Origin of the sequence: Pseudomonas sp. PONIH3 (assembly GCF_002934345.1) — a bacterium.
In the GTDB taxonomy this organism is placed as follows: Bacteria; Pseudomonadota; Gammaproteobacteria; order Pseudomonadales; family Pseudomonadaceae; genus Aquipseudomonas; species Aquipseudomonas soli.
In genome coordinates this window covers 6,243,868-6,269,350 of record NZ_CP026386.1, presented here as the reverse complement: position 1 = coordinate 6,269,350, position 25,483 = coordinate 6,243,868, and the positions used below count along the sequence as shown (strand labels likewise).

The 25,483-nt window shown below is 62.8% G+C and carries 23 protein-coding genes; 8 read left to right on the top strand and 15 right to left on the bottom strand.

From position 1 onward, the window contains the following. Positions 1-18: 18 nt before the first annotated feature. The 5 genes from C3F42_RS28940 to C3F42_RS28920 form a co-directional block, all read right to left on the bottom strand. Positions 19-993: a biotin-dependent carboxyltransferase family protein gene (locus tag C3F42_RS28940; protein WP_104445237.1), complete on the bottom strand. Its 975-nt coding sequence runs from the start codon at positions 991-993 to the stop codon at positions 19-21. After that, entirely contained in the window at positions 990-1,862 is an 873-nt protein-coding gene (locus C3F42_RS28935) for an allophanate hydrolase subunit 1 (protein ID WP_094011987.1), read from the bottom strand. The genes C3F42_RS28940 and C3F42_RS28935 overlap by 4 nt, the downstream gene beginning before the upstream one ends. Then, the gene (locus C3F42_RS28930; RefSeq protein WP_104445236.1) at positions 1,859-3,232 is read right to left on the bottom strand and encodes an acetyl-CoA carboxylase biotin carboxylase subunit; all 1,374 of its coding nucleotides are present in this window, start codon (positions 3,230-3,232) and stop codon (positions 1,859-1,861) included. Before C3F42_RS28930 ends, C3F42_RS28935 begins: the two co-directional genes overlap by 4 nt. 10 nt (positions 3,233-3,242) lie before the next feature. After that, positions 3,243-3,488, bottom strand: coding sequence for an acetyl-CoA carboxylase (locus tag C3F42_RS28925; protein WP_046855294.1), 246 nt, complete (start codon positions 3,486-3,488; stop codon positions 3,243-3,245). A gap of 94 nt (positions 3,489-3,582) precedes the next feature. Then, on the bottom strand, positions 3,583-4,341 hold the full coding sequence (locus tag C3F42_RS28920) for a 5-oxoprolinase subunit PxpA (RefSeq protein WP_104445235.1): 759 nt from the start codon (positions 4,339-4,341) through the stop codon (positions 3,583-3,585). Positions 4,342-4,466: 125 nt separating this feature from the next. Between C3F42_RS28920 and C3F42_RS28915 the strand changes: the two genes are divergently transcribed. Then, the gene (locus C3F42_RS28915) at positions 4,467-5,384 is read left to right on the top strand and encodes a LysR family transcriptional regulator (protein WP_104445234.1); all 918 of its coding nucleotides are present in this window, start codon (positions 4,467-4,469) and stop codon (positions 5,382-5,384) included. A gap of 43 nt (positions 5,385-5,427) precedes the next feature. On the opposite strand, the gene C3F42_RS28910 is transcribed toward C3F42_RS28915, so the two are convergent. From C3F42_RS28910 to C3F42_RS28900, 3 genes are all read right to left on the bottom strand, one after another. Next, positions 5,428-6,291, bottom strand: coding sequence for a M24 family metallopeptidase (locus C3F42_RS28910; RefSeq protein WP_244916735.1), 864 nt, complete (start codon positions 6,289-6,291; stop codon positions 5,428-5,430). Positions 6,292-6,411: 120 nt separating this feature from the next. Continuing rightward, positions 6,412-6,936 carry a GrpB family protein gene (locus C3F42_RS28905; protein ID WP_104445233.1) on the bottom strand — a complete coding sequence of 175 codons (525 nt, stop codon included), beginning with the start codon at positions 6,934-6,936 and terminating at the stop codon, positions 6,412-6,414. Between the two features lie 80 nt (positions 6,937-7,016). After that, complete coding sequence (locus C3F42_RS28900) at positions 7,017-7,559, bottom strand: AAA family ATPase (protein ID WP_104445232.1); 543 nt, start codon at positions 7,557-7,559, stop codon at positions 7,017-7,019. A gap of 221 nt (positions 7,560-7,780) precedes the next feature. On the opposite strand from C3F42_RS28900, the gene C3F42_RS28895 reads away from it, so the two are divergent. Both C3F42_RS28895 and C3F42_RS28890 read left to right on the top strand, forming a co-directional pair. Continuing rightward, complete coding sequence (locus tag C3F42_RS28895; RefSeq protein ID WP_082120399.1) at positions 7,781-8,263, top strand: ATP-binding protein; 483 nt, start codon at positions 7,781-7,783, stop codon at positions 8,261-8,263. A 199-nt stretch (positions 8,264-8,462) separates the two neighbouring features. Further along, a complete protein-coding gene (locus C3F42_RS28890) occupies positions 8,463-8,960 on the top strand; it encodes an HIT family protein (RefSeq protein WP_104445349.1) in 498 nt (165 codons plus the stop codon). A 104-nt stretch (positions 8,961-9,064) separates the two neighbouring features. Here the strand turns inward: C3F42_RS28890 and C3F42_RS29540 are convergent, their stop codons facing one another. Together C3F42_RS29540 and C3F42_RS28885 are read right to left on the bottom strand one after the other, a co-directional pair. Next, positions 9,065-9,298, bottom strand: a complete 234-nt coding sequence (locus C3F42_RS29540) for a hypothetical protein (protein ID WP_158659607.1) — start codon at positions 9,296-9,298, stop codon at positions 9,065-9,067. A gap of 181 nt (positions 9,299-9,479) precedes the next feature. Continuing rightward, on the bottom strand, positions 9,480-10,370 hold the full coding sequence (locus C3F42_RS28885; protein ID WP_104445231.1) for a serine hydrolase: 891 nt from the start codon (positions 10,368-10,370) through the stop codon (positions 9,480-9,482). Between the two features lie 291 nt (positions 10,371-10,661). Here C3F42_RS28885 and ccoG point away from each other — a divergent pair, with 291 nt between their 5' ends. The 5 genes from ccoG to C3F42_RS28860 all read left to right on the top strand — a co-directional run bounded on the left by ccoG (position 10,662) and on the right by C3F42_RS28860 (position 19,850). After that, positions 10,662-12,068, top strand: a complete 1,407-nt coding sequence (ccoG, locus tag C3F42_RS28880; protein ID WP_023629544.1) for a cytochrome c oxidase accessory protein CcoG — start codon at positions 10,662-10,664, stop codon at positions 12,066-12,068. Positions 12,069-12,107: 39 nt separating this feature from the next. Further along, positions 12,108-13,517, top strand: coding sequence for a GntR family transcriptional regulator MpaR (gene mapR, locus C3F42_RS28875; RefSeq protein ID WP_038706298.1), 1,410 nt, complete (start codon positions 12,108-12,110; stop codon positions 13,515-13,517). Between the two features lie 61 nt (positions 13,518-13,578). Continuing rightward, positions 13,579-15,645: an ATP-binding protein gene (locus C3F42_RS28870; protein ID WP_104445230.1), complete on the top strand. Its 2,067-nt coding sequence runs from the start codon at positions 13,579-13,581 to the stop codon at positions 15,643-15,645. A 43-nt stretch (positions 15,646-15,688) separates the two neighbouring features. After that, a complete protein-coding gene (locus C3F42_RS28865) occupies positions 15,689-17,785 on the top strand; it encodes a PAS domain-containing sensor histidine kinase (protein WP_052062212.1) in 2,097 nt (698 codons plus the stop codon). Then, positions 17,754-19,850: a PAS domain-containing sensor histidine kinase gene (locus tag C3F42_RS28860; RefSeq protein ID WP_094011977.1), complete on the top strand. Its 2,097-nt coding sequence runs from the start codon at positions 17,754-17,756 to the stop codon at positions 19,848-19,850. The genes C3F42_RS28865 and C3F42_RS28860 overlap by 32 nt, the downstream gene beginning before the upstream one ends. A gap of 9 nt (positions 19,851-19,859) precedes the next feature. On the opposite strand, the gene C3F42_RS28855 is transcribed toward C3F42_RS28860, so the two are convergent. The 5 genes from C3F42_RS28855 to C3F42_RS28835 form a co-directional block, all read right to left on the bottom strand. Continuing rightward, positions 19,860-20,606 carry an SDR family oxidoreductase gene (locus C3F42_RS28855; RefSeq protein ID WP_023629480.1) on the bottom strand — a complete coding sequence of 249 codons (747 nt, stop codon included), beginning with the start codon at positions 20,604-20,606 and terminating at the stop codon, positions 19,860-19,862. A 95-nt stretch (positions 20,607-20,701) separates the two neighbouring features. Beyond that, positions 20,702-22,237, bottom strand: coding sequence for a DHA2 family efflux MFS transporter permease subunit (locus C3F42_RS28850; protein WP_023629481.1), 1,536 nt, complete (start codon positions 22,235-22,237; stop codon positions 20,702-20,704). Further along, positions 22,234-23,427 carry an HlyD family efflux transporter periplasmic adaptor subunit gene (locus C3F42_RS28845; RefSeq protein ID WP_038706299.1) on the bottom strand — a complete coding sequence of 398 codons (1,194 nt, stop codon included), beginning with the start codon at positions 23,425-23,427 and terminating at the stop codon, positions 22,234-22,236. The genes C3F42_RS28850 and C3F42_RS28845 overlap by 4 nt, the downstream gene beginning before the upstream one ends. Before the next feature lie 30 nt (positions 23,428-23,457). Next, positions 23,458-23,931, bottom strand: a complete 474-nt coding sequence (locus C3F42_RS28840) for a MarR family winged helix-turn-helix transcriptional regulator (RefSeq protein WP_038706300.1) — start codon at positions 23,929-23,931, stop codon at positions 23,458-23,460. 306 nt (positions 23,932-24,237) lie between these two features. Further along, a complete protein-coding gene (locus C3F42_RS28835; RefSeq protein WP_094011976.1) occupies positions 24,238-25,377 on the bottom strand; it encodes a glycerate kinase in 1,140 nt (379 codons plus the stop codon). Positions 25,378-25,483: the final 106 nt, after the last annotated feature.

Here is a 25,483-nt window from a genome sequence, read left to right as displayed (position 1 = left end):
CGCAGTACGGCGGGCAGATCAGGAAGGGAACAGCTTGCTCAGATAGCTGAGTTTTTTCTTGTAGGAACGTCGGGTTTGCAGCGCCTCTTCCAGAGTCACCGCGACGAAGCGGGCCTTCTGGTTGGGTTGCATCTGGCCGACCAGATCGAGGTCGGCGCTGATCACCGTGCCGATCATCGCGTAGCCGCCACCGGACACTGCATCGCGGTGCAGAATGATGGGCTCGAGCCCTGCAGGCACCTGGATAGAGCCGATCGGGTAGCAGCTGTCGACGATGTTCGAAGGATCGGAGCCGGCGCCGAACGGCTGCTCGCGAGGCTGGAAGCTCAGCGGGCTGCCACCCTTGAAGCGATAGCCGATGCGATCTGCCTCCGAGCCGACGGTCCAGGCTTCGGCAAAGAAGCTGTCCGCCGCCGCCAGGGTCAGACGGTCGTAGTACAGCCCTGGCACCACCCGCAGGGTGATCTCCCCTCCCAGCGACTGTCGCAACGCCATGGGCAAGCTCGCCCCGACACACCCCTTGCCGCTGGCGGTGCCGATCGGCAGTTCATCACCCATCACCAGCCTGCGCCCCTGAAAACCACCCAACGCCCCCAATGTGTAGGTGGAGCGACTGCCGAGCACCACCGGTACATCGATACCGCCGGCCACCGCCAGATAAGCCCGCGCGCCAGCCTTGGGAAAATCGAAACGCAGCACTTGTCCGGCCTTCACTTCGAAGGCGGTGTCCAAGTGCATGTCCACGCCATCGACTTTCGGCGTCATCTGCGCACCACAGACCGCCACCAGGGCGTCCTGCTGAAACTCCAGCTCCGGCCCCAGCAAGGTGCACTCCAGCGCCGCCGAATTGGCCGGATTGCCCACCAACTGGTTGGCCGCGCTCAGGGCGTACTGGTCCAGCGCCCCGGAAGGCGGGATACCCAGGTGGTAGTAGCCCTCGCGGCCGAGGTCCTGCACCGAGGTGGCCAGACCGGGTTTGAGTACCTTGATCATGCCAGCACCTCCTGCAGCGACTTGGGATAGCCGATCGGGTCGGCGAGAAACGCATCGAGCGAGAACTCTACTGGACGGATGCGCAGGTCGAAGCGCCCGGCTTCGACCTCGGCCACGGCGTGGTCATAAGCATCGCGGTCCATCGACTTGAACTGCACGATGTCGCCCGGACGGAAGAACACCATGTGTTCCTTGAGGTACCCCAGGTTCTGCTGCGGGTCGTAGATCGGTGCCGGAGTGACGCCAAACATCTGGTAGCCACCAGCGCCACGTACCGAGTAGATGCAACCGAAGCAGCCGCCATGGCCCAGGGTCAGTTTCGGTGTGTCGGTGCGGGGTCGCAGGTACTTGGGCACCTGCAACTGCCGTTCGCGCTCGACCATCTGGAACATGAACGGCAGGCCCGCGACGAAGCCCACCATCGAAACGAACCACGGCGCGCCACTGTGGGCGGCGATGAACGCCTCGACGTCGGCCAGGCCGTTGATGCGCGCGGCGTACTCCAGGTCCGTGGCGTTCGGGTCCTGGTGGCGGTCGCGAAAACGCATCAGGGTTTCGTGGGTCCACGGATCGTTGTAGAGCACCGGGATTTCGATGATCCGGGTGTGCAGGGTGCGCTCGGCCACGGCCTCGGCTTCGGCGCCCTTCACCGCTTCGAGCAGATCGGCCGGGGCGATGCGGTCCGGGTCGAAACGGATCTGGAACGAAGCGTTGGCCAGGCACACGTCGAGCACGCCATCGAGGGCCAGGCGCTCCACCGCACGGGTGACGGCCATGCCCTTGAAGAAGGCTTCAAGGGACATGCTGTCGCTGACTTCGGCAAACAGGTGTTCGTCGGCGCCAAAGCTGTAGCGAATCGGACTGTTCATGCTGCACCTCCGCTGCGGCGCTCGGCCAGCCAGGTTTCCAAAGTGCCGGTGTGGAAGTCGGCGGTGTGCAGCCAGGGTTGCTCCAGCAACTCGCCGTGCAGAGACAAGGTGCTGGCCATGCCCGTGAGCGTGGTCTGCTCCACGGCCAGTCGCGCGCGGGCCAGGGCCTCGGCGCGATCGCTGCCATGGACGATCAGCTTGGCCAGCAGCGAGTCATAGTATGGCGGTACCCGGTAGCCTTCATACAGATGGCTGTCGACGCGCACGCCCTCGCCTTCCGGCCAGTTCAGCGCTTGCACAAGACCCGGGCTTGGGAAGAAATCCCGCGCCGGGTCTTCGGCGTTCAGGCGCATTTGCAGGGCCGCGCCGTTGAGCCGGATATCGCTTTGCTTGAGGCCCAGCGGTTCGCCGCCGGCGATGCGCAACATGGCCTGAACCAGATCGATGCCGGTGATCAGCTCGCTGACCGGGTGTTCCACCTGGATCCGCGTGTTCATCTCGATGAAGAAAAACTCGCCGGTGGCGTCGTCGTACAGATACTCAAGGGTGCCCGCGCCCTGATAGCCCAGGGCCTCGGTCAGGCGCACGGCACTCGCGCAGAGGGTCTCGCGCTGCTGCGCATTGAGCACAGGCGACGGCGCTTCTTCGAAGATCTTCTGCCGGCGGCGTTGCAGCGAACACTCGCGTTCGAACAGATGCACCGCATGCTTGCCGTCGCCCAGCACCTGCACTTCGATGTGCCGGGCCTTGCCGATGAAGCGCTCCAGATACACCGCGCCGTTGCCGAAGGCGGCCTGGGCTTCGCGCTGGGAACGGGGGAATTCTTCGCTCAGTTGCTGCGGGTTTTCCGCCAGGCGAATCCCACGCCCTCCGCCACCGGCCGAGGCCTTGATCAGCAGCGGGAAACCGACGGATTCGGCGGCTTTGAGCGCCGACTCCACATCGAACAGTTCATCCGGGGAGCCGGGCACCACCGGCACACCCGCGGCTTGCGCAGTGCGCCGGGCTTCGGCCTTGTCGCCCATGCGCCGGATGGTCTCGGGGCTTGGGCCTACGAAAATCGCCCCGGCGGCTTGCACCGCTTCGGCAAATTCGGCGTTCTCCGAGAGAAAGCCGTAGCCGGGGTGCACCGCGTTGGCGCCGGTGGCCTTCAGGGCACCGAGCAGCGCTTCGACATTGAGGTAGCTCTTGTCGGCGCGGGCCGGGCCGAGGATGTGCACTTCGTCGGCCATGCGTGCGGCCAGGGAATCGACGTCTGCTTCGCTGCACGCCGCCACAGTGGGAATCCCCAGCGCCTGCGCGGCACGGATGATCCGCACGGCGATCTCGCCACGGTTGGCGATCAGAAGTTTACCAATGCCTTGGGTCATGGTCGTGCCCTCACGCGTCTTCGAGTGTGGCGATGACCTGACCCGGCTCCACCGGATCACCGTCTTCGACCAGAAACGCGTCCAGACGCCCTGCCGTGCCGGCGGTCAGTTCGGAAAACTGCTTCATGACCTCGATCAGGCCGATCACCGTGTCGGCGCTGACCTGGGCACCCGCCTCGACGTAGTTCGGCGAGTCCGGGGTAGCCTTGCGGTAGAAAGTCCCCGGCAACGGGGTGATGACTGTGTGCTGCGCCATGTCTGTTCCTCTTGGAATAGTTGTAGAAAGGCAGGCAAAAAATCTGTGTGTCGAGTAAGCCCTGGCGTCTGCGTGCCAGGTGACTTCGGTTGCGTTATCGCGGAGCGCGCACCTGGATCCCCGCGCCATCGAGCGCATTACGGGTAGCCTCGACCAGTGCCAGGGCACCGGGTGTATCGCTGTGCAAGCAAATGGAGTCGAATTCGATCGCCAGGTCTTCACCCTCCACCGTGCGCACCACGCCTTCCTGACAGGCACGCAGTACCCGCGCAGCTACTTGCGCAGGGTCGTAGGCACGCACATTGCGGGTGAAGACGATGGAGCCGCTGAGGTCGTATTCGCGGTCGGCGTAGAACTCGCGGATCACCGGTTGGCCCAGCTCCGTGGCGATACGCCAGATCGCCGAGCCGGGCATGCAATACAGCAGCAGCTCGGGCTCCAGGCGCTGCAGGTTTTCCACCAGCAAACGCGCCGCTTCCTCGTCCCGGGCCAGGTGCATGTACAGCGCGCCGTGGGGTTTGATGTGTTGCAGGGCTACGCCTTGAACCCGGGCGAGTTCACGCAGGGCGCCCAGCTGATAGAGCATGTCGTCCACCAGCTCCTGGGCCGGTGCATTGATGTGACGGCGGCCGAAACCGACCAGGTCGCGAAAGCCCGGATGGGCACCGACTGCCACGCCCAGGCGCTTGGCCTGCTCGACAGTGCGACGCATGGTGCCGGGGTCGCCGGCATGGAAACCGGTGGCGATGTTGGCCGAGCTGATGAAGCCCATCAGTTCGTTGTCGACGCCGTCGCCGATAGTCCACGGACCGAAGCCTTCGCCCATGTCCGAATTGAAATCTACTGCCTGCATGACACTTGCTCCTGACCCTTGTGACTTCATGCAGAGCACGTTAAATTCCAGCCGCCCCCTTGGGAAGATCTATTATCAGAGGGGTTATCTTCTGAAAATCAGATACCTCATCAAGCGGAGTGTTCATGTCACTGACCCTGCGCCAGGTTCGCTATTTCGTCGCCACGGCCGAGATCGGGCAAATCTCCCAGGCTGCGATTCATTTGAATATTTCCCAGTCGGCGGTAACCACGGCGATCAAGGAGCTGGAGGGCATGCTCGGCACGCTGCTGTTCCAGCGCTCGGCACAGGGCATGAGCCTGACCGATGCCGGACGGCACTTTCTCAATCGGGCCTACGTGATCTTGCGCAGCGTCGACGACGCTCTTAACAGCCCACTGCCGGACGTTCGCGCCAGCGGCCTGTTGCGGGTAGCGGCCAGTTACACGGTGATCGGCTACTTCCTGCCGCACCATCTGCAACGCCTGGAACACTGGCACCCGGACGTGGCCATCGAAGTGCACGAACGGGAGCGCCAGGCCATCGAGCAAGGCCTGCTGGAAGGCGAATTCGACATGGCGGTGGTGCTGACCTCGAACCTGACCCACCCGGACATCGTCTCGAAAACCCTGTTCAATTCCGAGCGCCGGCTGTGGCTGCCCAGCCATCACCCGCTGTGCGAACACTCGGCCGTGAGCCTTGCCGACGTCACACACGAGCCCTTCATCCTGCTTACGGTCGACGAAGCCGAACAAAGCGCCATGCGCTACTGGGAACATGCCCGACAGCAGCCCAACGTGCGAATCCGCACCAGCTCCGTGGAAGCGGTGCGCAGCATGGTGGCCAACGGCAGCGGCGTGGCGATTCTCTCCGACCTGGTACACCGCCCCTGGTCGCTGGAGGGTAAACGCATCGAAACCGTGACCATCACCGACAAGGTCACCCCCATGAGCGTCGGCTTGGCCTGGCATCGCGAGCGGGAATTCAGCCCGGCGATGCACGCGTTCCACAATTACTTCCACGATGCATTCCTGGCGCCGCAGCAACTTTCCGCACGGCGCTGAAAGCAGCGAAAGCCTATCCGAGTGATGGACTGGCCAACAGCAATTAGTCCACCAATCTGCTCAGCAGCCGGTGCCCGTCAACTGTAACCTCCACCATCGCCGACAGCATGACGCTGTCTGCACCATCCTGTGTGTGGACAGTCCAAAAATCAGGCGGCTGGAAGCGCACCCCGAATGCGCCTGCCTTCGCGATCACATAAACATTCAGCACCTGCCCTGGTTGCATGAGGGTGTTATCGTTTGTGTAGCCCTTGTAACCCAGCACCTGAGGTTCCTGTACCCGCGACTGCCCCATGGCGTAGCCCGCGAGTTCATGAATCGCAACCGCCTGGTTGGCGTCAAGCACCTCTTGAATGGCCTGGCCCACATTGAACAGCGGCTCGCCACCACGAACCTGATCAATGCCACTGCGCAACGCGCTGCGGGCTGTTGCCAACAACTGTCGCTGCTGTTCGGTGGCGTTGGCGGTGGCAAATGTCCAAACCTGGGCGACATGGGCCTGGGCCGAAGCCGCAACCAACTCAACTTTAACCAAGGCTGCGTTCGGGAATGGGGTATTAGTAGGCGGTGCGTTACCCACTTGGCTATTCACCGACACCGGCACGGCTGCCGTATAGCCTTTGTAGCCCACTAGCATTGGTAGCCAGCCGTAGCGTTCGAACTGCGTCAATACGTAGCGTTGAATCGCCGCACCGCTGCCGCCCTCGCGGATCATCGGCTTGACCTTGAGCAACAGGTCACTGGCCAACGGTGCGAGCCGAGTCTCCTCGGCAAGGATTGTCGAGCTATCTAGTTGAGTGATGCCAACCGCACGGGAGCGATTAGCTTCGGCATAACTCTCGAGCGATGACTCTGTGGCGAAAATATTCACGCAATAGAGCAACAACAATATCCCTATGCTTCTCAAAATTTAACTCCTTGACAGGTACGCTCAGAAAGATGATCTCCGCCCCGACCATAAGGATTTGCCCGCTCTGAAAACACTGCTTTGGTTCGGAAACAGCCGGACACGAGCGACTGAGTCGCCTTATAGATAATAATCACCAGGTCTGATGCCGACCTCACACAGCGCGGTGATGATGAACGGCCCCTTCCTCGCCAGATACTCAGCCATACCGCCGGTATTGGAGGCCTCCAGCTCGAGCTTGAGGTCTTGATATCGCTGCCGGAGGGAGGCGTCGTTTCTGAGCAGATCCCTGAACGTCAGCATCTGGATGACTGAATCGTGACCACACCTGCAAATATGGATCTTGTGGGTGCGCACCTCGCCAACATTGCGGCGGTAGAAATGGTGTCCTTCCGACAGGTCAGTGCCACGTACATACCCCAGTTTCAGCAACACCTGGTCCCGCGCTGCCTCATTGCGATGCTCTGAAACCTCGATCAGCACATCGATCTCTGGCTTGGCTGCAAGTTGCGGGACAGCCGTGCTGCCGACATGGTGCAGGGCGAGAAGCTCATCACCGAATGCCGAAGCGAGCAGCACTTTGTCCGCCTCGTACCGCTGCGGCCATTCAGGGTTGTAGATCGTGATCTTGCTGGTCAGCGCCATGGGCCATCCTTGGGCAGGTTGAAACGTTGTGATGCGTCTTCAAGGCAGGCGTCTGCCAACAATCAAACGAGAACGAACCTCTAATGACCTCGCGCCACCTGATCAGGCAATGCTCCCAGGCTCGCGAGAAAAACTTCGGTATCTCGATTCGACCGCAGGCAGACCACGCGACAAACCGACGGGGCGGTCGCCACGAATCGCTTCATCGCCTCCCGGGACGAGTTCTTCGTCCGCCACATGAACCTGAAAAACTCCGGCAGGTTGGCCAGCAGTTCCGGACAGTCGTCCGGCAAGTCAGGCCGAGATCGACCTCGGCTCAGCATCGTTCTGAAGAACACACGCCAGAATCGAAGCGGCGCCGAGCGATCGATCCATATCACCGTGTCAGCGCGGGCCAGCCGGTTTTGCCATGTCGTCGAGTGCCCACCTTCGAAGATCCAACGCTCACGGGCCTCGACTTCATGGCAAAGACGCGTCTTCTCGTCACGGCTGCGCTCGACCCACCCTGGCTGCCAGTGAATCGTGTCAATATGCACGACCGGCAAGCCCGTGCGCTCGCCAAGCTTGCGCGCCAGGGTACTTTTCCCAGACCCTGGCTGGCCAATGATCATCACCCGTTGCATTGAAGCTCCCTCTCGCCATGCCTGCTGATTTTTGGGGGCGCGATTGTACGGCAACGGCGGGTTCGGTCAACTGCAAGCGCATGCATGCTTTGAGCGTCTGTTGTAAGTCGATAGCCGTTCATTGATGACTGGTTTCGACCCATAGTGGACGTTTGAGTGATCGGTGATTGCTTCGACGCTTTTCAATGAGCATCATCGGGGTTCGACAAGGAGACGTCTCTATGCCCAAACCAGTGCTGCATCTCATCTCAGGAAAGATTGCATCCGGTAAGTCAACACTAGCCAAAAGTTTGGCAACTGAAGGATCGACGGTTCTGCTGACTGAGGATCATTGGCTCTCACGGCTATACCCTGGACAGATCAAGTCAGTAACCGACTATGTGCGTTTTGCGCACCAGATTCGGGAGGTGCTGGGCCCACTCGTCATTGATGTTCTTCGGGCTGGAGTGACTGTCGTTTTGGATTTTCCTGCCAATACTCCTCAAGATCGACAATGGCTGCGCGGCCTGGCTGACGCCGCCGAGGTTTCACATTGCGTCCACTATATCGAGGTGGACGATGACACCTGTCGAGACAGGTTGCATATTCGTAATCACCATGGTGAGCATGAGTTTGCGGCGACTGACGCGGAGTTCGATCTGATCACTAGCTACTTTCGAGCACCACATGAGAATGAAGGGCTCCAGATTGAAATTCACCGATAACGAGTAGCCCCTGCGAGATTGAGTTATCTCTAATGCGGCATTGGGCCGCTAACGGCCGACATCGGATGGCCTCTATGGGACGGTAGCAGCCCTTCAATGCCGGCAGCTTTCAACCCAAAGCGGCGGCCCGCAATCAGCCAAAATCGGACATAGATCTGCTGCAATGCTACTCTGCGACCGATCCACTCAAGGCCGCCCCATGGATATACCGTCTAGCTTCATCATCCATGAATCCAGGTACTGGATTCTCAATCAACGCATGGACAGTGCGTTGCCAGGCTACCTGATGCTCAGTGCCAAGCAGATGACCAATTCCCTGGCAGCACTGCCGCTCGAAGCGCAGGCAGAGTTGGGTATGTTGCAGGCGCGAATTCAGCACGCGATCGAAGCGGATCTCCGGCCCAAACGCTTGTATATCGGTCGCTTTGGGCATGATGCCGGTTACTCCATTCACTTCCACTTCATCCCAGTGTATGACTGGGTGGAAGCCTTGTTCTGGCTCGACGAAAGGTACAGGCTGCTGCAAACATTCGGCTCAATCGACAGCGCGCTGCTGCAAACAGATGGCGCAGAACTGATGCTGTTTGTCTGGCGGGAATTTTGTGAACGCCCTGTGCCGCCACCGGTTCAAGGCCCCTGTGTTGACGACGTTATTGCGGCCCTACGCGGCGCTTTGGATTGTGAGCTGCCTCGTTGACCTAGGAAGTTTAGCTTACGCAGTTGGCCGCTATGGGTCGTCAGCAGCCATTCGCGACTGACCGCCTCAGACGAAGCATGCAGCGCGGCAGAGTGGGATGGCCACTATTGACCCAGGCGTACTCTCTCCAGATCCGCTAAAGCGATCAGCAGTTCGGCAACAGACTGTGGCTTATGGAGATCGACGCCAGTTTGACGCGCCACCAGTTCAATTACATCATCACGGGTCAATCCTAATTTTTGAGCCACCAGCAGGGCGCATGAGCGCGCATGTGACGCACGGTGCGAGAGTGGCTCGGTTTCATCGAGCAGCTTTTTCTTATGCGAATTGAAGGACATTTCTTGCCTGAGTATTACTCGCCAACTTTTCTGCTAACGCTACTGCTTCGTCATGGTGTTGTTCAAGGGCTGCTCTGGGTTGATAGCGGTCATCCACAACGTTCAGCTATCGAACCAAAACGGATGTTGTATCCAGGCCTCAAGTGATATCCCGCAGAAGCGAAACCAGCCCCAGAAAGCTTCAGCACTGCGTCTCAAGTACCTTACGTATCTCCCGCACGACCAGCGCCTCGACACTTCCCTCATCCAGCTCCATCGAGAACACTGCGCAACACGCGACGGCCTCCCCCACCGCACATCGATAGACCGCCACCACACTCCCGGGCCCGCACCCGGTATGCCCGGCCAGCGTCAAACCGCCCTCGACCGCCCCTCGCATCAGCCCCAAAGCATATCCAGGCGCGATCCAAGGCCGGCCAGCCATTGGCCCACCCAACACCTTTGTCACCTGCATTTCCTGCAGCAGCTTGGCCGGAAGCAGTGCCCCGGCAAGCAGACGATCCAGCAAAAGCGCAGCCTGCGAAACAGGGCCGATCAGCAGCCCGTGATAGACCCAGCCAGGGTCGTAGTTCAACGAATCGCCCAGGTAGTCCCCATGCAGATCCGCGCGTTTGCTCGCCAGGCGAACCGCCGAGTTACCGAGTGGCGCCAACACCTGCTGCCTGAGCGCTTCCTCAAGCGGTAAGCCCGTGGCCCGCTCGATGAGCCTGGCTACCAGCATGTAACCCACATTCGAGTAGCGCCAGTCCGCTCCGGGGGCGTAGCGAAGCCGGGCGCCATCCAGGCGCTGCATCATCTCGTCCACGGGCCACGCAGGTTCATGCTTGGCAACCGCCGCGTGGTAATCGGCAAGCTCGCAATAATCTGCGAGGCCCGCCTCGTGACGCAGAAGCTGGCGCAGGGTGCAAGGGGTTTCAGGCAGCGCGGCATCCAGGGCAAGTCGACCGTCACGCACCAAGGTCAAGGCGGTCGCGGCCAATACCGTCTTTGTGAAGCTCCACCAGGGCACACAGGGTTCGGCCTGGAGGGATGGCGTTAATGAGCGACCTTTGAACAGCGTGGAAATCAGCATCGAATACTCATGGAGTCATGACGGACCGGTACGCAGGCATAGAAGCAACACCTTACCCCATTGTGGCGATGCGGGCCGCTTCTCTCGTTCCACGTCCAGAGCCGTAGCAACACAGGTGCGGTGGATAGCCGCAGGCATCTGCCATCCAGTACGCCATACCCCGAAATACAAGGCCTCAACAAATAAACCTGCCATCTGATATGGTTTTTATCGCGATACCTGGGCCTGTGCTGAAAACAGATCGCGGGCCATAGTGCCCTGGCCTGATCGAGGCCTGATGAGCGACGAACCATGAGCGAGAGAATCCCCTTCCGAGTCATCGAGGTTGCCCCCACCACCCACAAGAGCAAAAGCCAGGTGGCCGGTGGCATCCATACACGCAGTTTCACTGGCTTCTACCGCAACCTGCGGATCGCCTTCGCCGGCTTGCTGTTCGTACTGTTCTTCGGCACTGCCTGGTTGCAATGGGGCGACCGCCAGGCCGTGCTCTGGGACCTGGCCGACAGCAAGTTCCATATCTTCGGCGCGACCTTCTGGCCGCAGGACTTCATCCTGCTGTCGGCGCTGCTGATCATCTGCGCCTTCGGCCTGTTCGCCATCACCGTGTTTGCCGGCCGCGTGTGGTGCGGCTACAGCTGCCCGCAAAGCACCTGGACCTGGCTGTTCATGTGGTGCGAGAAAATCGCCGAGGGCGACCGCAACCAACGCATCAAGCTGGCTGCCGCGCCCTGGGGCGTGGAGAAGATCGCCCGCCGCGCTCTCAAGCACGGCCTGTGGCTGGCCATTGGCGTGCTGACCGGGCTGACCTTTGTCGGCTACTTCACGCCGATCCGCCCGCTGGCTGCCGAACTGTTCACCTTCGAGCTGGGTGGCGTGGCCTTGTTCTGGGTGCTGTTCTTCACCGCCGCCACCTACCTCAACGCCGGCTGGCTGCGCGAGGCGGTATGCATGCACATGTGCCCCTATGCGCGGTTCCAGAGCGTGATGTTCGACAAGGACACCCTGGCGGTGGCCTACGACCCCAGCCGCGGCGAAGCCCGTGGCCCGCGCAAGAAAGGCAGCGATGCGCGCAGCCAGGGCCTGGGCGACTGCATCGACTGCACCCTGTGCGTGCAGGTATGCCCCACCGGCATCGACATCCGCGAAGGCCTGCAGATGGCCTGCATCGGCTGCGCCGCCTGCATCGACGCCTGCGACGGGGTGATGGACAAGATGGGCTATGCCCGTGGCCTGATCGGCTACAAGTCCGAACACAACCTGCAAGGCGGCAAGACCCACTGGCTGCGCCCTCGCCTGCTAGGCTACGCCGCCGCGCTGACGGTGATGATCGGCGCCCTGGTGTTGGCCCTGCAGATGCGCCCGATGGTGTCGATGGACGTGATCAAGGACCGTGGCCTGTTCCGCGAGAACGCCCTGGGCCAGATCGAGAACATCTACCTGCTCAAGATCATCAACAAGACCCAGGAACCGCAGCACTATCGCCTGCGCCTGGTGGACGCCGACGGCTTCGAGCTGCATGGCCGTACTGAGTTCACCCTGGCCTCCGGCGAGATGAGCGAGCTGCCGGTGTCGGTGGCGATGCTGGCTGATCGCCCGACCAGCAGCTCCCAAGAACTGACCTTCGAGATCCAGGACAGCGACCAGCCGGGGATCCGCAGCACCGCGCGCAGCCGTTTCGTCGCACCGATGAATCGCTGATCCCTTACACTGATCATCACCTTGCCTGCCAAAGCCATAATGAAACGCTACGAACGATTTGCCGACGACATTGCCGAACTGATCCGCTCCGGGGTGCTAGGCCCCGGCCAGCGGGTGCCTTCGGTGCGCTACGCCAGCCAGACCCACGGGGTCAGCCCGTCCACCGTGTTCCAGGCCTATTACCTGCTGGAGCGCCGCGGACTGATCCGTGCCCGGCCGCGTTCCGGATACTTCGTCAACGCCCATGCGCCGCGGCCGTTCTGCGAGCCGCAGCCCCAGGCGCCGGCCAGCGAGTCCACCGATGTCGATGTGAGCGGCCTGGTGTTCTCGATCCTCGACTCGATCAAGGACCCGCACACCGTACCGTTCGGCTCGGCCTTCCCCAGCCCGAGCCTGTTCCCGTTGCAGCGCCTTTCCCGTTCGCTGGCCAGCGCCAGCCGGGCCATGGACCCGCGCATGGTGGTGACCGACCTGTCGCCGGGCAACCCGCAACTGCGTCGGCAGATCGCCCTGCGCTACATGGTTGGCGGGCTGATGCTGCCCATGGAAGAACTGCTGATCACCAACGGCGCGCTGGAAGCGTTGAACCTGTGCCTGCAGGCCGTGACCCAGCCTGGCGACCTGGTAGCCATCGAGGCACCGGCCTTCTATGCCTGCCTGCAGGTGCTCGAACGCCTCAAGCTCAAGGCGGTGGAAATCCCGGTGCACCCGCGCGAGGGCATGGACCTCGGCGTGCTGGCCCAGACCCTCGACAAACACCCGGTCAAGGCCGTGTGGTGCATGACCAACTTCCAGAACCCGGTGGGCGCGAGCATGCCGGAGGCCAAGAAGCAGGAACTGGTCGAATTGCTCAAACGCCACCAGGTACCGCTGATCGAGGACGATGTCTATGCCGAGCTGTACTACTCGCAGCAGGCGCCAAAGCCGGCCAAGGCCTTCGATACCGAAGGCCTGGTGATGCACTGCGGGTCGTTCGCCAAGAGCCTGGCCCCGGGCTATCGCATTGGGTGGGTGGCGGCCGGGCGCTTTGCGCAGAAAATCGAGCGGCTCAAGCTGATGACCTCCCTGTGCGCCTCGATGCCGGCCCAGGCGGCGATCGCCGACTACCTGCAACACGGCGGCTACGACCGCCACCTGCGCAAGCTGCGCTACGCGCTGGAGGGCCAACAGGCCAACATGCTCGCCGCCATCGCCCGTCACTTCCCGGCGCAGACCCGGGTCAGCCAGCCCTCTGGCGGCTACTTCCTGTGGCTGGAGCTGCCCGAGCAGATGGACGCGTTGAAGCTGTTCCACATGGCGTTGGCCCAGGGCATCAGCATCGCGCCAGGGCCGATCTTCTCGCCCACCCGGCGCTTCGGCAACTGTATCCGCCTGAACTATGGCAGCCCCTGGGGCGATGGCGCGGAACAGGCCATGGAAACCTTGGGGCGAATCGTGCGTTCGTTCTGATACATGGCAGGTAAAGGTCGGCCCGGTTATAGTTTCGCCACTAGCCGACCGGTACCTGCCCATGGCCAATACTCCAGCCCCCTCCATCGAACGCTTGAGCGCACGCATCGCCGAGCTCGAGGCGCAAGTTGCGCGCAATGAGCTCGAATTAAACTGCTTTGCATTGCTGCGCAGCCATATGGCCGAGGGTTTCTGCGTGCTGGAGCTGCTTGACGGGCCAGAGGGGCCGCTGAGTAACTATCGCTACATCCTCAGCAACGATGCCTGCCTCCAGCACACCGCACATGCCAAGCAGATGGGGCAGACGGTGCGTGAACTCCTCCCCAGCGAAGCCGACGCCTGGGTAGCACGCTTCGCCGAAGTCGTGCGTACCGGCAAACCGGCCTGCTTCGAGCAGCGCTTGAACGCCACCGACCGTCTGCTGTCCATCGCTGCCCATCGCCTAGGCCCGGCCACCGACCGCCGGGTGGCGGTGCTGTTTACCGGCGCCCCGGCCAGCGAACGGGTCACGAATGCCATGCTTGACCGCGCCCGCAAGAGCGCTGACGAAGCGCGTGTAAACAACAAGCTTCTGGGAGAGCTGGTCGACCACAGCTTGGCCAACGTATTTGCTGCCGACTGCAACCAGCGCCTGATCGCCATCAACCGGACAGCATGCGAAACCTTCGAGCGTCTGCATGGCTTCATCCCCAAGGTGGGCGATTCCATTTCGCAGATCCTGGCGGCAACGCCTGACCTCCTGCCAAGCCTCGAGCCGGTGTGGCCGAGAGTGCGGGCGGGCGAGCCATTCACTCATGTCATCACCGTCGGCCCCGCTGAAGCGCAGCGACACTACGATATGCGCTACAACCCCTTGCGCGACGCCGAGGGACGGATTCAGGGCGGCTACCTCTTCGCCTATGACATCTCATTGCGGGTAAAGGAGCAGAAACGCCTGCAACTGACAGAAGAAGCCTTGCGCCAATCGCAGAAAATGGAAGCTATTGGCCAACTTACCGGGGGCATCGCCCACGATTTCAACAATCTCCTGGGGGGCATCCTGGCCGCCCTCGAGATCGCCGACAAACGACTCAGACACGGTCATAGCCGCGACTGTCGGCACATGCTCGGCATCGTCCAGCAGAACGCCACGCGTGCCAGCACGCTGGTCCAACGCCTGCTGGCATTCGCCCGCCAGCAGACGCTGACGCCACAGGCCGTGGACGTGCACCTTCTGATGGCGGGCATGCACGACCTGATCAACAGCACCCTCGATGCGAACATCACATTTGTCGATGCGACGCTGGCCGGGCAGTGGGCAGTGCGTGTGGATCCCCCGCAACTGGAAAACGCCTTGTTGAACCTGTGTATCAACGCCCGGGATGCCATGTCCAGAGGCGGCACCTTGCGTATCAGTTGCCAGAACAATCCACTCGGCTCGCCCGAGGCCGCCGCCTTGCAGCTCGCTCCAGGCGACTACCTTCAGATCGTGGTGGAAGATACGGGCTGCGGCATGCCCGCCGAGGTTGCCTCCCGCGCCATCGAGCCGTTCTTCACCACCAAGCCACTTGGCCAGGGTACTGGCCTGGGCTTGTCCATGGCATATGGACTGATGCGCCAGTCCGGTGGACAGTTGAGTATCCACAGCACTCCCCAAGGCGGCACACGCATAAGCCTGTACCTGCCACGGGAACAGAGTTCCACGTTACCGCTCGCACACTTGGACCCTCACCGAGCGATAGAGTCTGCATGTAATACTGGCCTCGACATTCTGCTGGTCGAAGACCAGCAGACCCTGCTCATGGTAATCCGTGAGGTATTGGAAGAACGGGGGCATCGGGTTCGCGTCTTCGACGAAGGCGTTGGCGCCGTACAGGCCCTTGGCCAGGCCCCCAGCCCCGCATTGTTGATAGTCGATCTCGGATTGCCAGGTAGCGTCGATGGCTACCAGGTCGCCAACGCTTATCGTGCCGGTAACGCGCACATGCCCGTGTTGTTCATCATCGGCTACGACGGGGAGTTGGATAAGGACCGGTGGACGCAATCCGATCACACCCTCCTGCTGCGCAAACCCTTTGAGTTGGCGTTGCTGATGGCACGGGTCGACCAGTTGCTCAGCGGTACCCGCCAAGCTCCTGACACACTCTGACGCAAAGCCGCCACGGCGCCCCCCCCTATCACTGGAAGCCCTCATGCCCTCGCGCGAACTGCAGTCCCTTCGCCAACAGATGGAAGTCCTTCGTCAGCGCAACACCGAGTTGGAAACACAATGGGCCCGCCATCAACAGGATGATCAAGACCTGTTCCGCTTTCTCTTCGACACGATGGACGAAGGTTTCTGTGTCATCGAGTTCTTCGATGGGCCTCACGGTCCGCTCAGCGACTACGTGCATGTGCTGGCGAATGCGGCCTATACCCGCCACGCAGGCATTGCCGACGTAACCGGGCAGAAACTGCGGGAAATGGTGCCCGACGAAGCCGATGACTGGATCGCCCGTTATGGCCCCGTGCTGCGCACCGGGAAGCCCTTGCAGTTCGAGCAGGAATTGGTGGCAACGGGGCGGGTGCTGTCGGTGACCACCTTCCGCATCGAGCCGGCCGAACGCCGGCAAGTGGCGGTACTGTTCAAGGACGTCACCGAGCGTTACCGCGCCGAAACGGCGCTGCAACAACTCAACGAGCATCTCGAACAACGCGTGGCTGCCGCCCTCGCTGAACGCAGCTTGTTTGCCGAGCTGGTGGAGAACAGCGTTGCGCGGGTACAGGTGGTGGACACCTCGATGACATTCCTCGCGGTAAACAAACGCGCGGTCAGGGACTTCGAGTATCTGTTCAACCATACGCTCAAGGCAGGCGATAGCCTGATCGACTGCCTGGCAGACTTCCCCACCGAGCTTGACCGCTGCATGGCGCTGTGGCGCAGAGCACTGGCAGGTGAAAGCTTCACTGAAGTGATCGCTTACGAAAAAAATGGCCGCCTTGGCCATTTCGAGTCGCGTTTCACGCCACTGCGCGACGGCGCCGGGGTAATAACCGGCGCTTATTTGTTCGTCTACGACATCACCCGCCGGGTCAACGAGCAGCAACAACTGCTGGAGGCTGAAAAGGCCTTGCGCCAGGCCCAGAAGATGGAGGCAGTTGGCCAGCTTACCGGTGGCATCGCCCATGACTTCAACAACCTGCTGGCGGGGATACTCGGCGCTCAGGAGCTGATGCGCCAACGTGTGCAGCAAGCACGCCATGATGATATCCCGGCCTTGCTGGACAGCGCCTGCAGTTCAGCTCATCGGGCCGCCACGCTGGTTCAGCGGCTGCTGGCTTTTTCCAGACAACAGACCCTGCAGCCCCAGATGATCCGGCTCCGTACCCTGGTCGAGGGCATGCAGGAGTTGATCAGTCGCAGTGTCGGCCCGGCCATTGAAGTGAGCTGCCATTTCGAGCATGACAAGGGGCTGAGCTTTGTCGACCCGCCACAATTGGAGAGCGCGCTGCTCAACCTGTGCATCAACGCCCGCGATGCCATGCCCAGTGGCGGGCGCATCGATATCGATTGCCGCCGGGTGCAGATTACAGATGATACTGCCCAGACGTTGAATTTGCCGGCGGGTCGTTATCTGTGCCTGGCGGTAGAGGACAATGGCCAAGGCATGTCTGCAGAGGTGGCGGCACGTGCGGTCGAACCGTTTTTCACCACCAAGCCGTCAGAGCGCAACACCGGGCTTGGGCTGTCCATGGTCTACGGCTTCGTCCGCCAGTCCGGTGGCCAATTGCAGATCCGCTCGGCGCCTGGTGAAGGGACATGCATACGCCTTTACCTGCCTTGGAAACCCGGGAGCGAACGCCCGCCCTTGGCGGCAATCGAGCCTGCTGCCCGCACTCCCGCCTCCGGGCGACGCATAACCTTGGTAGAAGACCATGAACCACTGCGCGCGATAATCACTGAAGTACTCGAAGACCTCGGCCATTGCATCGACAGCTACCCAAACGGCCCTGCAGCCCTCGAGGCGAACGGCCAGCCCGAGTTGTTGATCACCGATATCGGCCTGCCCGGCGGCCTTGATGGACGACAGGTAGCCGAGGCGTTTCGCCTGCGCCTGCCTGAGGTACCTGTGCTTTTCATCACCGGTTACGATGCGAATGCCGTATTGAATGAGCGGCCCATGCCTTCTGGGGCTCGAGTACTGACCAAACCCTTCACGCTCGAAGCGCTGGTCGAACAGGTAGAGCAATTGCTGTCGATGACAAGGAGCCCCGTCGATGACTGTGTGCCCGCGAAGCGAGAATCCTGAGGATGTGCATGAGCTGCGGCAGGCCCTCAGCGAAGAGCGCCAGCGCAACATGCGCATGGCACAAGAGCTGGAGCGATTGCAGGCGCGGGTGCAGGAGGCCGAACGCTACCGGTTCCTGTTCGAGGCCATGGAGGAAGGTTTCTGCATCATCCAGTTCATCCCCGGCGCCGACGGCCAATGGAACGACTACCTGCACCTGATGGCCAATCCCGCCTATTGCCGCCATGCAGGTTTGTCCGATGTAGTGGGGCGCACCTTGCGCGAAGTCATCCCCGACGAGGCCGAAATCTGGCTGGAACGCTTCGGTGAAGTGGAACGCACCGGCGATCCCATCTACTTCGAACACGATCTGTACGCCACTGACCGCTGCCTTGGGTTGGCGGCGATTCGGGTCGAGCCCGCCGAACATCATCAAGTCGCGGTGATCTTTCGCGATGTGACGGCGCGCAAGCGCGCCGAAACGGCCTTGCACAAGCTCAATACGCAACTTGAACGGCGCATCGAGCAGGCAGTAGCCGAGCGCAAGATTTTCGCCGACCTGATCGATGCCAGCGTCGCCTGCGTGCAAGTGGTGGACAGGCACATGCGTTGGCTGGCCGTCAACGCCGCCACTCGCGTCGAATTCCAGCGGATTTTCGCTTTCGAGCCCGAAATCGGTGCGCCACTGATGGCCGAATTCTCAGCCGCAACGAGCGACTGCCAACGCTCTCTGGCGCTATGGCGCAAGGCGTTGTCCGGAGAAACCTTCATCGAAATCGACGCGTTCGGTGAAGGTGCCGCGCGCCGTCACTATGAAATGCGTTTCGCGCCCTTGCACGATAACGATGGCCAACCAGTGGGCGCTTACCTGTTCGCCTACGACATTACCGAGCGGGTCCAGGAGCAACAACGCCTGGCGCAAGCCGAACAAGCGTTGCGCCAGGCGCAGAAAATGGAGGCCGTGGGCCAGCTGACCGGCGGTGTGGCGCACGACTTCAACAACCTGCTCGGCGGCATTCTTGGGGCACTGGAACTGGCTGACCAGCGCGTGCAACAACAACGTCACGATGCCCTGCCGCTGCTGCTGGGCAACGCCAAGGACGCCGCGCTGCGAGCCGCCTCGCTGGTTCACCGACTGCTGGCGTTCTCCCGCCAACAGATTCTGCAGCCCAAGCCTACCGCTGTGGCGGCACTGGTCGAGGGCATGCGCGAACTGATTGCGCGCACTGTCGGGCCGCATATCGACCTGTCTTGTCAGAACGATGACGAACTTTGGACAGTGCGCATAGATCCGCCGCAGTTGGAGAGCGCGCTGCTCAATCTGTGCATCAATGCCCGCGACGCCATCAGCGGCAATGGCGCGGTGCGCATCGCCTGCAGCAACGTCGAACTGGACGAGCAGGATGCCGCCATCCTGGATCTGGGCGCCGGGCAGTACGTGCGCATCAGCGTCGACGACAATGGGCGCGGCATGGAGAAGCCCGTGCTGGCACGGGCCATGGATCCTTTCTTCACCACTAAGCCGCTTGGCCAGGGCACCGGCCTTGGGCTTTCGATGATCTTCGGTTTCGTACGTCAGTCCGGGGGCCAGCTAAAAATAGCCTCGATACCTGGGCAAGGCACCAGCATATCCATGTTTCTGCCTCGCCACCACGGCGCGGCGCAGTGCCTGCGAGGCAAGACTACAGGGTGCGTGGTCGCACCTCAGACACAGGGCAGTGCGCGCAACGTCGCGGTGGTTGAAGATGAGCTGGCCATGCGCAAGGTGATGGGCGAAGTCCTCGAGGAGATGGGCCATGAGGTGCGTATGTTCAAGGATGGCCCCGAAGCCGTGGCAGGCCTGCAGGCAAGCAAGGCGCCAGACTTGCTGGTGACTGACGTCGGCCTACCCGGCGGCCTCAATGGCCGCCAGGTGGCCGGCCTGCTGCGCCAGCGCTACCCAGGCTTAAAAGTACTGTTTGTCACGGGCTACGACGAAACGGCTGCGCTGGGCGATGGCGGCCTCGAGACAGGCATGAGCGTGCTGACCAAGCCGTTTTCCTTGCAGCAACTGGCAGAGCAGGTCGATTGCCTGCTGCAGGAGTGAGGAGCGGTTCTAGCGCCCGCCGCCCAGGTCGATGAAACTCCCTGTCGAATAGGAGGCCTTGTCCGACAGCAGCCACATAATCGCCTCGGCCACTTCCTCGGGCTTGCCGCCACGCCCCATCGGCAGGCCGGCTTCAAGCTTGCCGACCCGGTCCGGATCGCCACTCAGTGCATGGAAGCCGGTATGGATGTACCCAGGCCGCACACCGTTGACGCGCACGCCCTCGCCCGCCACTTCCTTGGCCAGGCCAAGGGTGAAGGTATCCAGCGCACCCTTTGACGCGGCGTAGTCGACATACTCATTGGGCGAGCCAAGGCGCGCGGCCACCGACGACACATTGACGATCGCCCCACCCTGCCCGCCATGGCGCCGGGCCATGCGCAGCAAGGCATGCTTGGCGCACAGCATCGGCCCGACCACGTTGGTCTTCATCACCTTGAGCAGACGAAACTCGGACATGTCCTCCACCCGGCTCTGCTGGCCGATGGTCCCGGCGTTGTTGACCAGCGCGGTGACAGGCCCGAGTTGCTGGTCGACACAGTGGAACAGCCGCACCACTTCGTCTTCGACACTGGCGTCGGCGCGCACGGCAATAGCCTCGGCCCCCAACGCGCGGACCTGCGCCAGTATCTTCTCGGCGGCCTGGTCATCGGCGTGGTAGTTGATGCATATGTGGTAACCCTGTTGCGCCGCCAACAGCGCGGTGGCGGCGCCTATGCCCCGGCTGGCGCCGGTGATGACGATGACCTTGTCCATGAGCCTGCCAAGTAGTCCCGAAAGGACCTACAAGATTAGGGGAAATACCACCATTTGAAAACGGCAGGCTTATCGGACCTTTCCACAGGTTGGACTCAGTGCCCTGCCGACGCCGGCGCGGCCTTGGCCGTGAACGGTGGCTTGGCCAGCCACACCAGCAGGATCAAACCGGCGAACACCCAGGTCAGCAAGGTGAAGTAGTCCACCGTCGACATCATGTACGCCTGGCTGTTGAGGATCTGTTCAAGCTTCGCGTAGTTCTGCGGGCTGGCCCCGCCCAGTTGTTCCAGGGTCTGGCGGGTGGCCGGCTCGAAGGTGCTGATGTGCTCGCTGAGGTAGGCATGGTGCTGGTCGGCCCGGCGGATCCAGATCCAGGTGGTCAGCGACGCGGCGAAACTGCCGCCCAGGGTACGCAGGAACGTCGCCAGCCCCGATCCGTCGGCGATCTGGTGCGGTGGCAGGTCCGACAGCAGGATGCTCAGGGTCGGCATGAAGAACAGCGCCACGCCGATACCCATGAACAGCTGCACCAGGGCGATGTGCAGGAAGTCCACCTCGTTGGTGAAGCCGGCGCGCATGTAGCAGCTGGTGCCGATCGCCAGGAAGGCGATGCCGGCCAGCAGGCGCAGGTCGAACCGGTGCGCGTACTTGCCCACGAACGGCGACATCAGCACCGGCAACAAGCCGATCGGCGCCACTGCCAGGCCCGCCCAGGTGGCGGTGTAGCCCATCTGGGTCTGCAGCCATTGCGGCAGGATCAGGTTGATCCCGAAGAACCCTGCGTAGCCACCCACCAGCACCAAGGTGCCGATGCGGAAGTTGCGGTGCACGAACAGGCGCAGGTTGACCACCGGGTGGCGATCGGTCAGCTCCCAGATGACGAACACCGCCAGGAATACCACCGAGACCAGCGTGCCGATGACGATGAACGACGACTCGAACCAGTCCAGGTCGTTGCCCTTGTCCAGCACCACCTGCAAGGCGCCGACGCCGACGATCAGGGTCAGCAGGCCGATGTAGTCCATGGGCTGGCGGCTGGTGACCACCGGGCGCGTGCGCATCTGCTGGCGCACCACGGCGGCGGCGAACAGGCCGATCGGCACGTTGATGAAGAAGATCCACGGCCAGCTGTAGCTGTCGGTGATCCAGCCGCCGAGGATCGGCCCGGCAATCGGCGCGACCACCGTGACCATCGCCAGCAACGCCAGGGCCATGCCCCGTTTCGCCGGTGGATATACGGCAATCAGCAGGGTCTGGGTCATCGGGTACAGTGGGCCGGCCACCACGCCTTGGAGCACACGGAAGAACACCAGCTCGGGCATCGACTGGGCGATACCGCACAGGAACGACGCCAGCACGAACAGCAGCGTGGCCCAGATGAACAGCTTCACTTCGCCGAAGCGCCGGCTCAGCCAGCCGGTCAGCGGCAGGGCGATGGCATTGCTCACCGCAAACGAGGTAATCACCCAGGTGCCCTGCTCCGAGCTCACGCCGAGGTTGCCGGAGATGGTCGGCAGTGCCACGTTGGCGATGGTGGTGTCGAGCACCTGCATGAACGTCGCCAGGGACAGCCCGATCGTGGTCAGCAGCAGGCTCGGCGGGGTGAACTGCGCGGGGGCCGCCTGGCTCATCGCTGGGCCGTCTTGCCGGTGGCGCTATTCTCGTGGATCAGCCGGGCGATCAGGTCATCGGCCTCGACCAGCTGGCGGTCGTACACCTCGGTGGTATAGCTGGCCTGCTGCGGCGGTTGCTGGGCCAGGGCCGGACCACTCTGGTCGTGCAGGTCGACTTCGGCGACGGTGGACAGGCCGATCCGCAGCGGGTGGCTTTTCAGCTGCTCAGGGGCCAGATGGATGCGTACCGGTACCCGCTGGACGATCTTGATCCAGTTGCCGGTGGCGTTCTGCGCCGGCAACAGGGCAAAGGCGCTGCCGGTGCCGGCGCCGAGGCTGTCGACGGTGCCGGAGTAGGTCACTTCGCTGCCGTACAGGTCGGCGGTGATTTCCACCGGCTGGCCGATGCGCATGTCGCGCAGCTGGGTTTCCTTGAAGTTGGCGTCGACCCACACCTCGTCCAGAGGGATCACCGCCATGGTCGCGGTACCCGGCTGCAGGCGCTGGCCCAGTTGCACGGTGCGCTTGGCGACATAGCCGGTGACCGGCGCCACCAGCGTGGTGCGGGCATGGTCCAGGTAGGCCTGGCGCAGGTCGGCGGCGGCGGCCATCACTTCCGGGTGCGACGAGACCACCGTGTCGTCGACCAGCGCGGAGCTGGTGTTGAGTTGCTGGCGGGCACTGTTGACGGCGGCCTGGGCCACGGTCAGGTCATCACGGGAGTGGGCGACTTCCTCGGCGGCGATGGCGCCACTGTCGGCCAGCACCTTGCGTCGGTTGTAGTCCTGCTGGGCCTTCTGCAGCTCGGCCTGGCGGGTCTGCAACTGAGCCTTGAGCGAATCGACATTGCTGTACAGCCCGCGCACCTGGCGCACGGTGCGCGCCAGCTTGGCTTCGGCGGCCTGCAGGGCAACCTCGCTGTCGGCCGGGTCGAAGCGCAGCAGCACCTGGCCGGCATGCACCAGGTCGCCGTCGTCGGCGCCGATGCTGGTGACAGTGCCGCTCACCAGCGGAGTGATTTCCACGACGTTGCCGTTGACGTAGGCATCGTCGGTGCTTTCGTGCCAGCGCCCGACCAGGCTGTACCAGGCCCAGGTGCCGGCACCGGCGAGGATCAGGATCAACAACAAAGCGAGCAGCCAGGCCTTGCGCTTGCCCGAGTTGTCAGGCTCAGGGGCCGGGGTGGAGGTGTCAACGGGAGTGGCCATGACAATACCTTGGAAAATGCGTGACTGGGATCAACGGTCGCCGAAACGGCGAATCGTCAGGGGGTCGCCGGCGCTGAGCAGGACCTTGGCAAGCAGTTGCTCGAGGGTCTTGAGCTCCTCGGGCTGCAGTACGCCGACTAGTTCGTTCATTGCCGCCGCGCCGACCTGGGGCAGGCGGTCGGCCAGACGCTGGCCGTCGGCGGTCAGGGCCAGGCGCACCTGGCGGCGGTCGTCGGGGCAGCGGTTGCGCAGGATCAGGCCCTTCTGCTCGAGGCGGTCGAGCATGCGGGTCATCGAACCGCTGTCCAGGCCCAGGTAGCGGCACAGTTCGGCGGGGGTGTCGACCTGGTACTGGGTGACGATGATCAGCACCTTGAACTGGGCGGCCGTGACGCCGTCGGCTTCGAGGTGCCAGTCGAGGATGCGGTCCTTGAGCAGCGCGGCGCGGCCGAGCAGCATGCCGATGGCGCAGGTCTGGAAGTTTTCCGGGGTGAAATGGGACATCGGCGGCCTGCTCGGGTAATTGTGTGAAAATATTACTGCTTAGGCAGTGAATGTCAAAGCCTTGATTAGGATGCTAAATAAATATTCATTGGGAGGGGCTGAAAGCGTCAGCGCTTTGCTGCGCGAGGACAGGCAAGGAGCGCCGCCAGAGGCGGCGCATCGAGATGGGTGGCACCCGCTTGGCGGGCAAGCACCGTCCCTGTGGGAGCTGGCTTGCCAGCGATGAGTCCCTTGCAAGCATCACGAGACAGTTGCATCCACAGGGACCGGGTCAGCTTCATGAAGCCTGGTTGTCTTATGACGTCGTCAGTGTTGGCGCGCCACCTGCCACAACCGCGCCACATCCGCGGCCCGCGCCTTGAGCAACGCCCCAGCCTCGGCACAGGCCTGCTCCAGGCTCATCGGCCCGCTGGCCAGGGCGAAGGCCGCATCGATGCCCAGCCCATACAGTTGCTCGTAACCCGCACCCAGCGTACCCGCCAGCACCACCACCGGCACGCCGTGGCGCTTGGCTACCCGCGCCACACCAAGGGGTGTCTTGCCGCGCAGGGTCTGGGCATCGAAGCGCCCTTCACCGGTAATCACCAGATCCGCGCCCTGCACCAGGGCATCGAGCCCGGCCAGCTCGGCGACCACCTCGACCCCCGGGCGGAACTGCGCGCCCATGAACGCCTTGGCCGCAAACCCCATCCCTCCGGCCGCACCGCTGCCAGGCTCGTCACGCACATCCTTGCCCAGCACACCCGCGCAATGATCGGCGAAGTTCGCCAGAGCCTGGTCCAGAGCCTGCACTTGCTCGGAGTTGGCACCCTTCTGCGGGCCGAAGATCGCCGAGGCGCCATTGGCGCCGCACAGCGGATTATCGACATCGGCGGCAACGTCCACCCGCACCTGCGCCAGGCGCGGGTCCAGGCCGCTGGCGTCGATGCGCGCCAACTGCGCCAGGGCCAGCCCGCCTTCGGCCAGCGGCTCGCCCTGTGCGTCCAGCAGGCGCAGGCCCAACGCGCGCAGCATGCCGCTGCCGCCGTCGTTGGTGGCGCTGCCGCCGATGGCCAGGACAATGCGCGAGGCGCCGGCCGCCAGCGCCGCGGCGATCAGCTCGCCGGTGCCCCAGGTGCTGCTACGACACGCATCGCGCCGCCCGTTGGGCACCAGCTGGATACCACTGGCCTGGGCCATCTCGATCACTGCCGTGCGGCTCTCGGCCAGCCAGCCCCAAGCAGCCTCGACGGGCTCGCCCAGCGGGCCGCGCACCACCTGGCAGCGCAACTCGCCCTGACTGGCGGCGACGATCGCCTCCATGGTGCCTTCACCGCCATCGGCCATCGGGCATTCGATGCGCTCGCAGGCCGGCCACACTTCGGCCAGGCCGCTGGCGATGGCGCGGGCGACACCGGCGGCGTCGAGGCTGTCCTTGAACGAATCGGGGGCGATGACGATTTTCATGGGATTCTCCTGTCCTGTTCCGCGCATGCTGACAGGTGCGCGGTGCACTGGCCTCGGTCGAATGCACAAAAACCAGCGGCGGTTGTTTGGGCGGATGCCTTTGCCA

Bases quoted from the DNA above. Each gene is read 5' to 3' on its own strand.
- C3F42_RS28925 (WP_046855294.1), bottom strand. From the start codon at position 3,488: ATGGCGCAGCACACAGTCATCACCCCGTTGCCGGGGACTTTCTACCGC.
- ccoG (WP_023629544.1), top strand. From the start codon at position 10,662: ATGAGCGAGAGAATCCCCTTCCGAGTCATCGAGGTTGCCCCCACCACC.
- C3F42_RS28920 (WP_104445235.1), bottom strand. From the start codon at position 4,341: ATGCAGGCAGTAGATTTCAATTCGGACATGGGCGAAGGCTTCGGTCCG.
- C3F42_RS28935 (WP_094011987.1), bottom strand. From the start codon at position 1,862: ATGAACAGTCCGATTCGCTACAGCTTTGGCGCCGACGAACACCTGTTT.
- C3F42_RS28885 (WP_104445231.1), bottom strand. From the start codon at position 10,370: ATGCTGATTTCCACGCTGTTCAAAGGTCGCTCATTAACGCCATCCCTC.
- C3F42_RS28870 (WP_104445230.1), top strand. From the start codon at position 13,579: ATGGCCAATACTCCAGCCCCCTCCATCGAACGCTTGAGCGCACGCATC.
- C3F42_RS28840 (WP_038706300.1), bottom strand. From the start codon at position 23,931: ATGTCCCATTTCACCCCGGAAAACTTCCAGACCTGCGCCATCGGCATG.
- C3F42_RS28850 (WP_023629481.1), bottom strand. From the start codon at position 22,237: ATGAGCCAGGCGGCCCCCGCGCAGTTCACCCCGCCGAGCCTGCTGCTG.
- C3F42_RS28835 (WP_094011976.1), bottom strand. From the start codon at position 25,377: ATGAAAATCGTCATCGCCCCCGATTCGTTCAAGGACAGCCTCGACGCC.
- mapR (WP_038706298.1), top strand. From the start codon at position 12,108: ATGAAACGCTACGAACGATTTGCCGACGACATTGCCGAACTGATCCGC.
- C3F42_RS29540 (WP_158659607.1), bottom strand. From the start codon at position 9,298: ATGTCCTTCAATTCGCATAAGAAAAAGCTGCTCGATGAAACCGAGCCA.
- C3F42_RS28890 (WP_104445349.1), top strand. From the start codon at position 8,463: ATGGATATACCGTCTAGCTTCATCATCCATGAATCCAGGTACTGGATT.
- C3F42_RS28940 (WP_104445237.1), bottom strand. From the start codon at position 993: ATGATCAAGGTACTCAAACCCGGTCTGGCCACCTCGGTGCAGGACCTC.
- C3F42_RS28855 (WP_023629480.1), bottom strand. From the start codon at position 20,606: ATGGACAAGGTCATCGTCATCACCGGCGCCAGCCGGGGCATAGGCGCC.
- C3F42_RS28930 (WP_104445236.1), bottom strand. From the start codon at position 3,232: ATGACCCAAGGCATTGGTAAACTTCTGATCGCCAACCGTGGCGAGATC.
- C3F42_RS28915 (WP_104445234.1), top strand. From the start codon at position 4,467: ATGTCACTGACCCTGCGCCAGGTTCGCTATTTCGTCGCCACGGCCGAG.
- C3F42_RS28900 (WP_104445232.1), bottom strand. From the start codon at position 7,559: ATGCAACGGGTGATGATCATTGGCCAGCCAGGGTCTGGGAAAAGTACC.
- C3F42_RS28860 (WP_094011977.1), top strand. From the start codon at position 17,754: ATGACTGTGTGCCCGCGAAGCGAGAATCCTGAGGATGTGCATGAGCTG.
- C3F42_RS28865 (WP_052062212.1), top strand. From the start codon at position 15,689: ATGCCCTCGCGCGAACTGCAGTCCCTTCGCCAACAGATGGAAGTCCTT.
- C3F42_RS28845 (WP_038706299.1), bottom strand. From the start codon at position 23,427: ATGGCCACTCCCGTTGACACCTCCACCCCGGCCCCTGAGCCTGACAAC.
- C3F42_RS28905 (WP_104445233.1), bottom strand. From the start codon at position 6,936: ATGGCGCTGACCAGCAAGATCACGATCTACAACCCTGAATGGCCGCAG.
- C3F42_RS28895 (WP_082120399.1), top strand. From the start codon at position 7,781: ATGCCCAAACCAGTGCTGCATCTCATCTCAGGAAAGATTGCATCCGGT.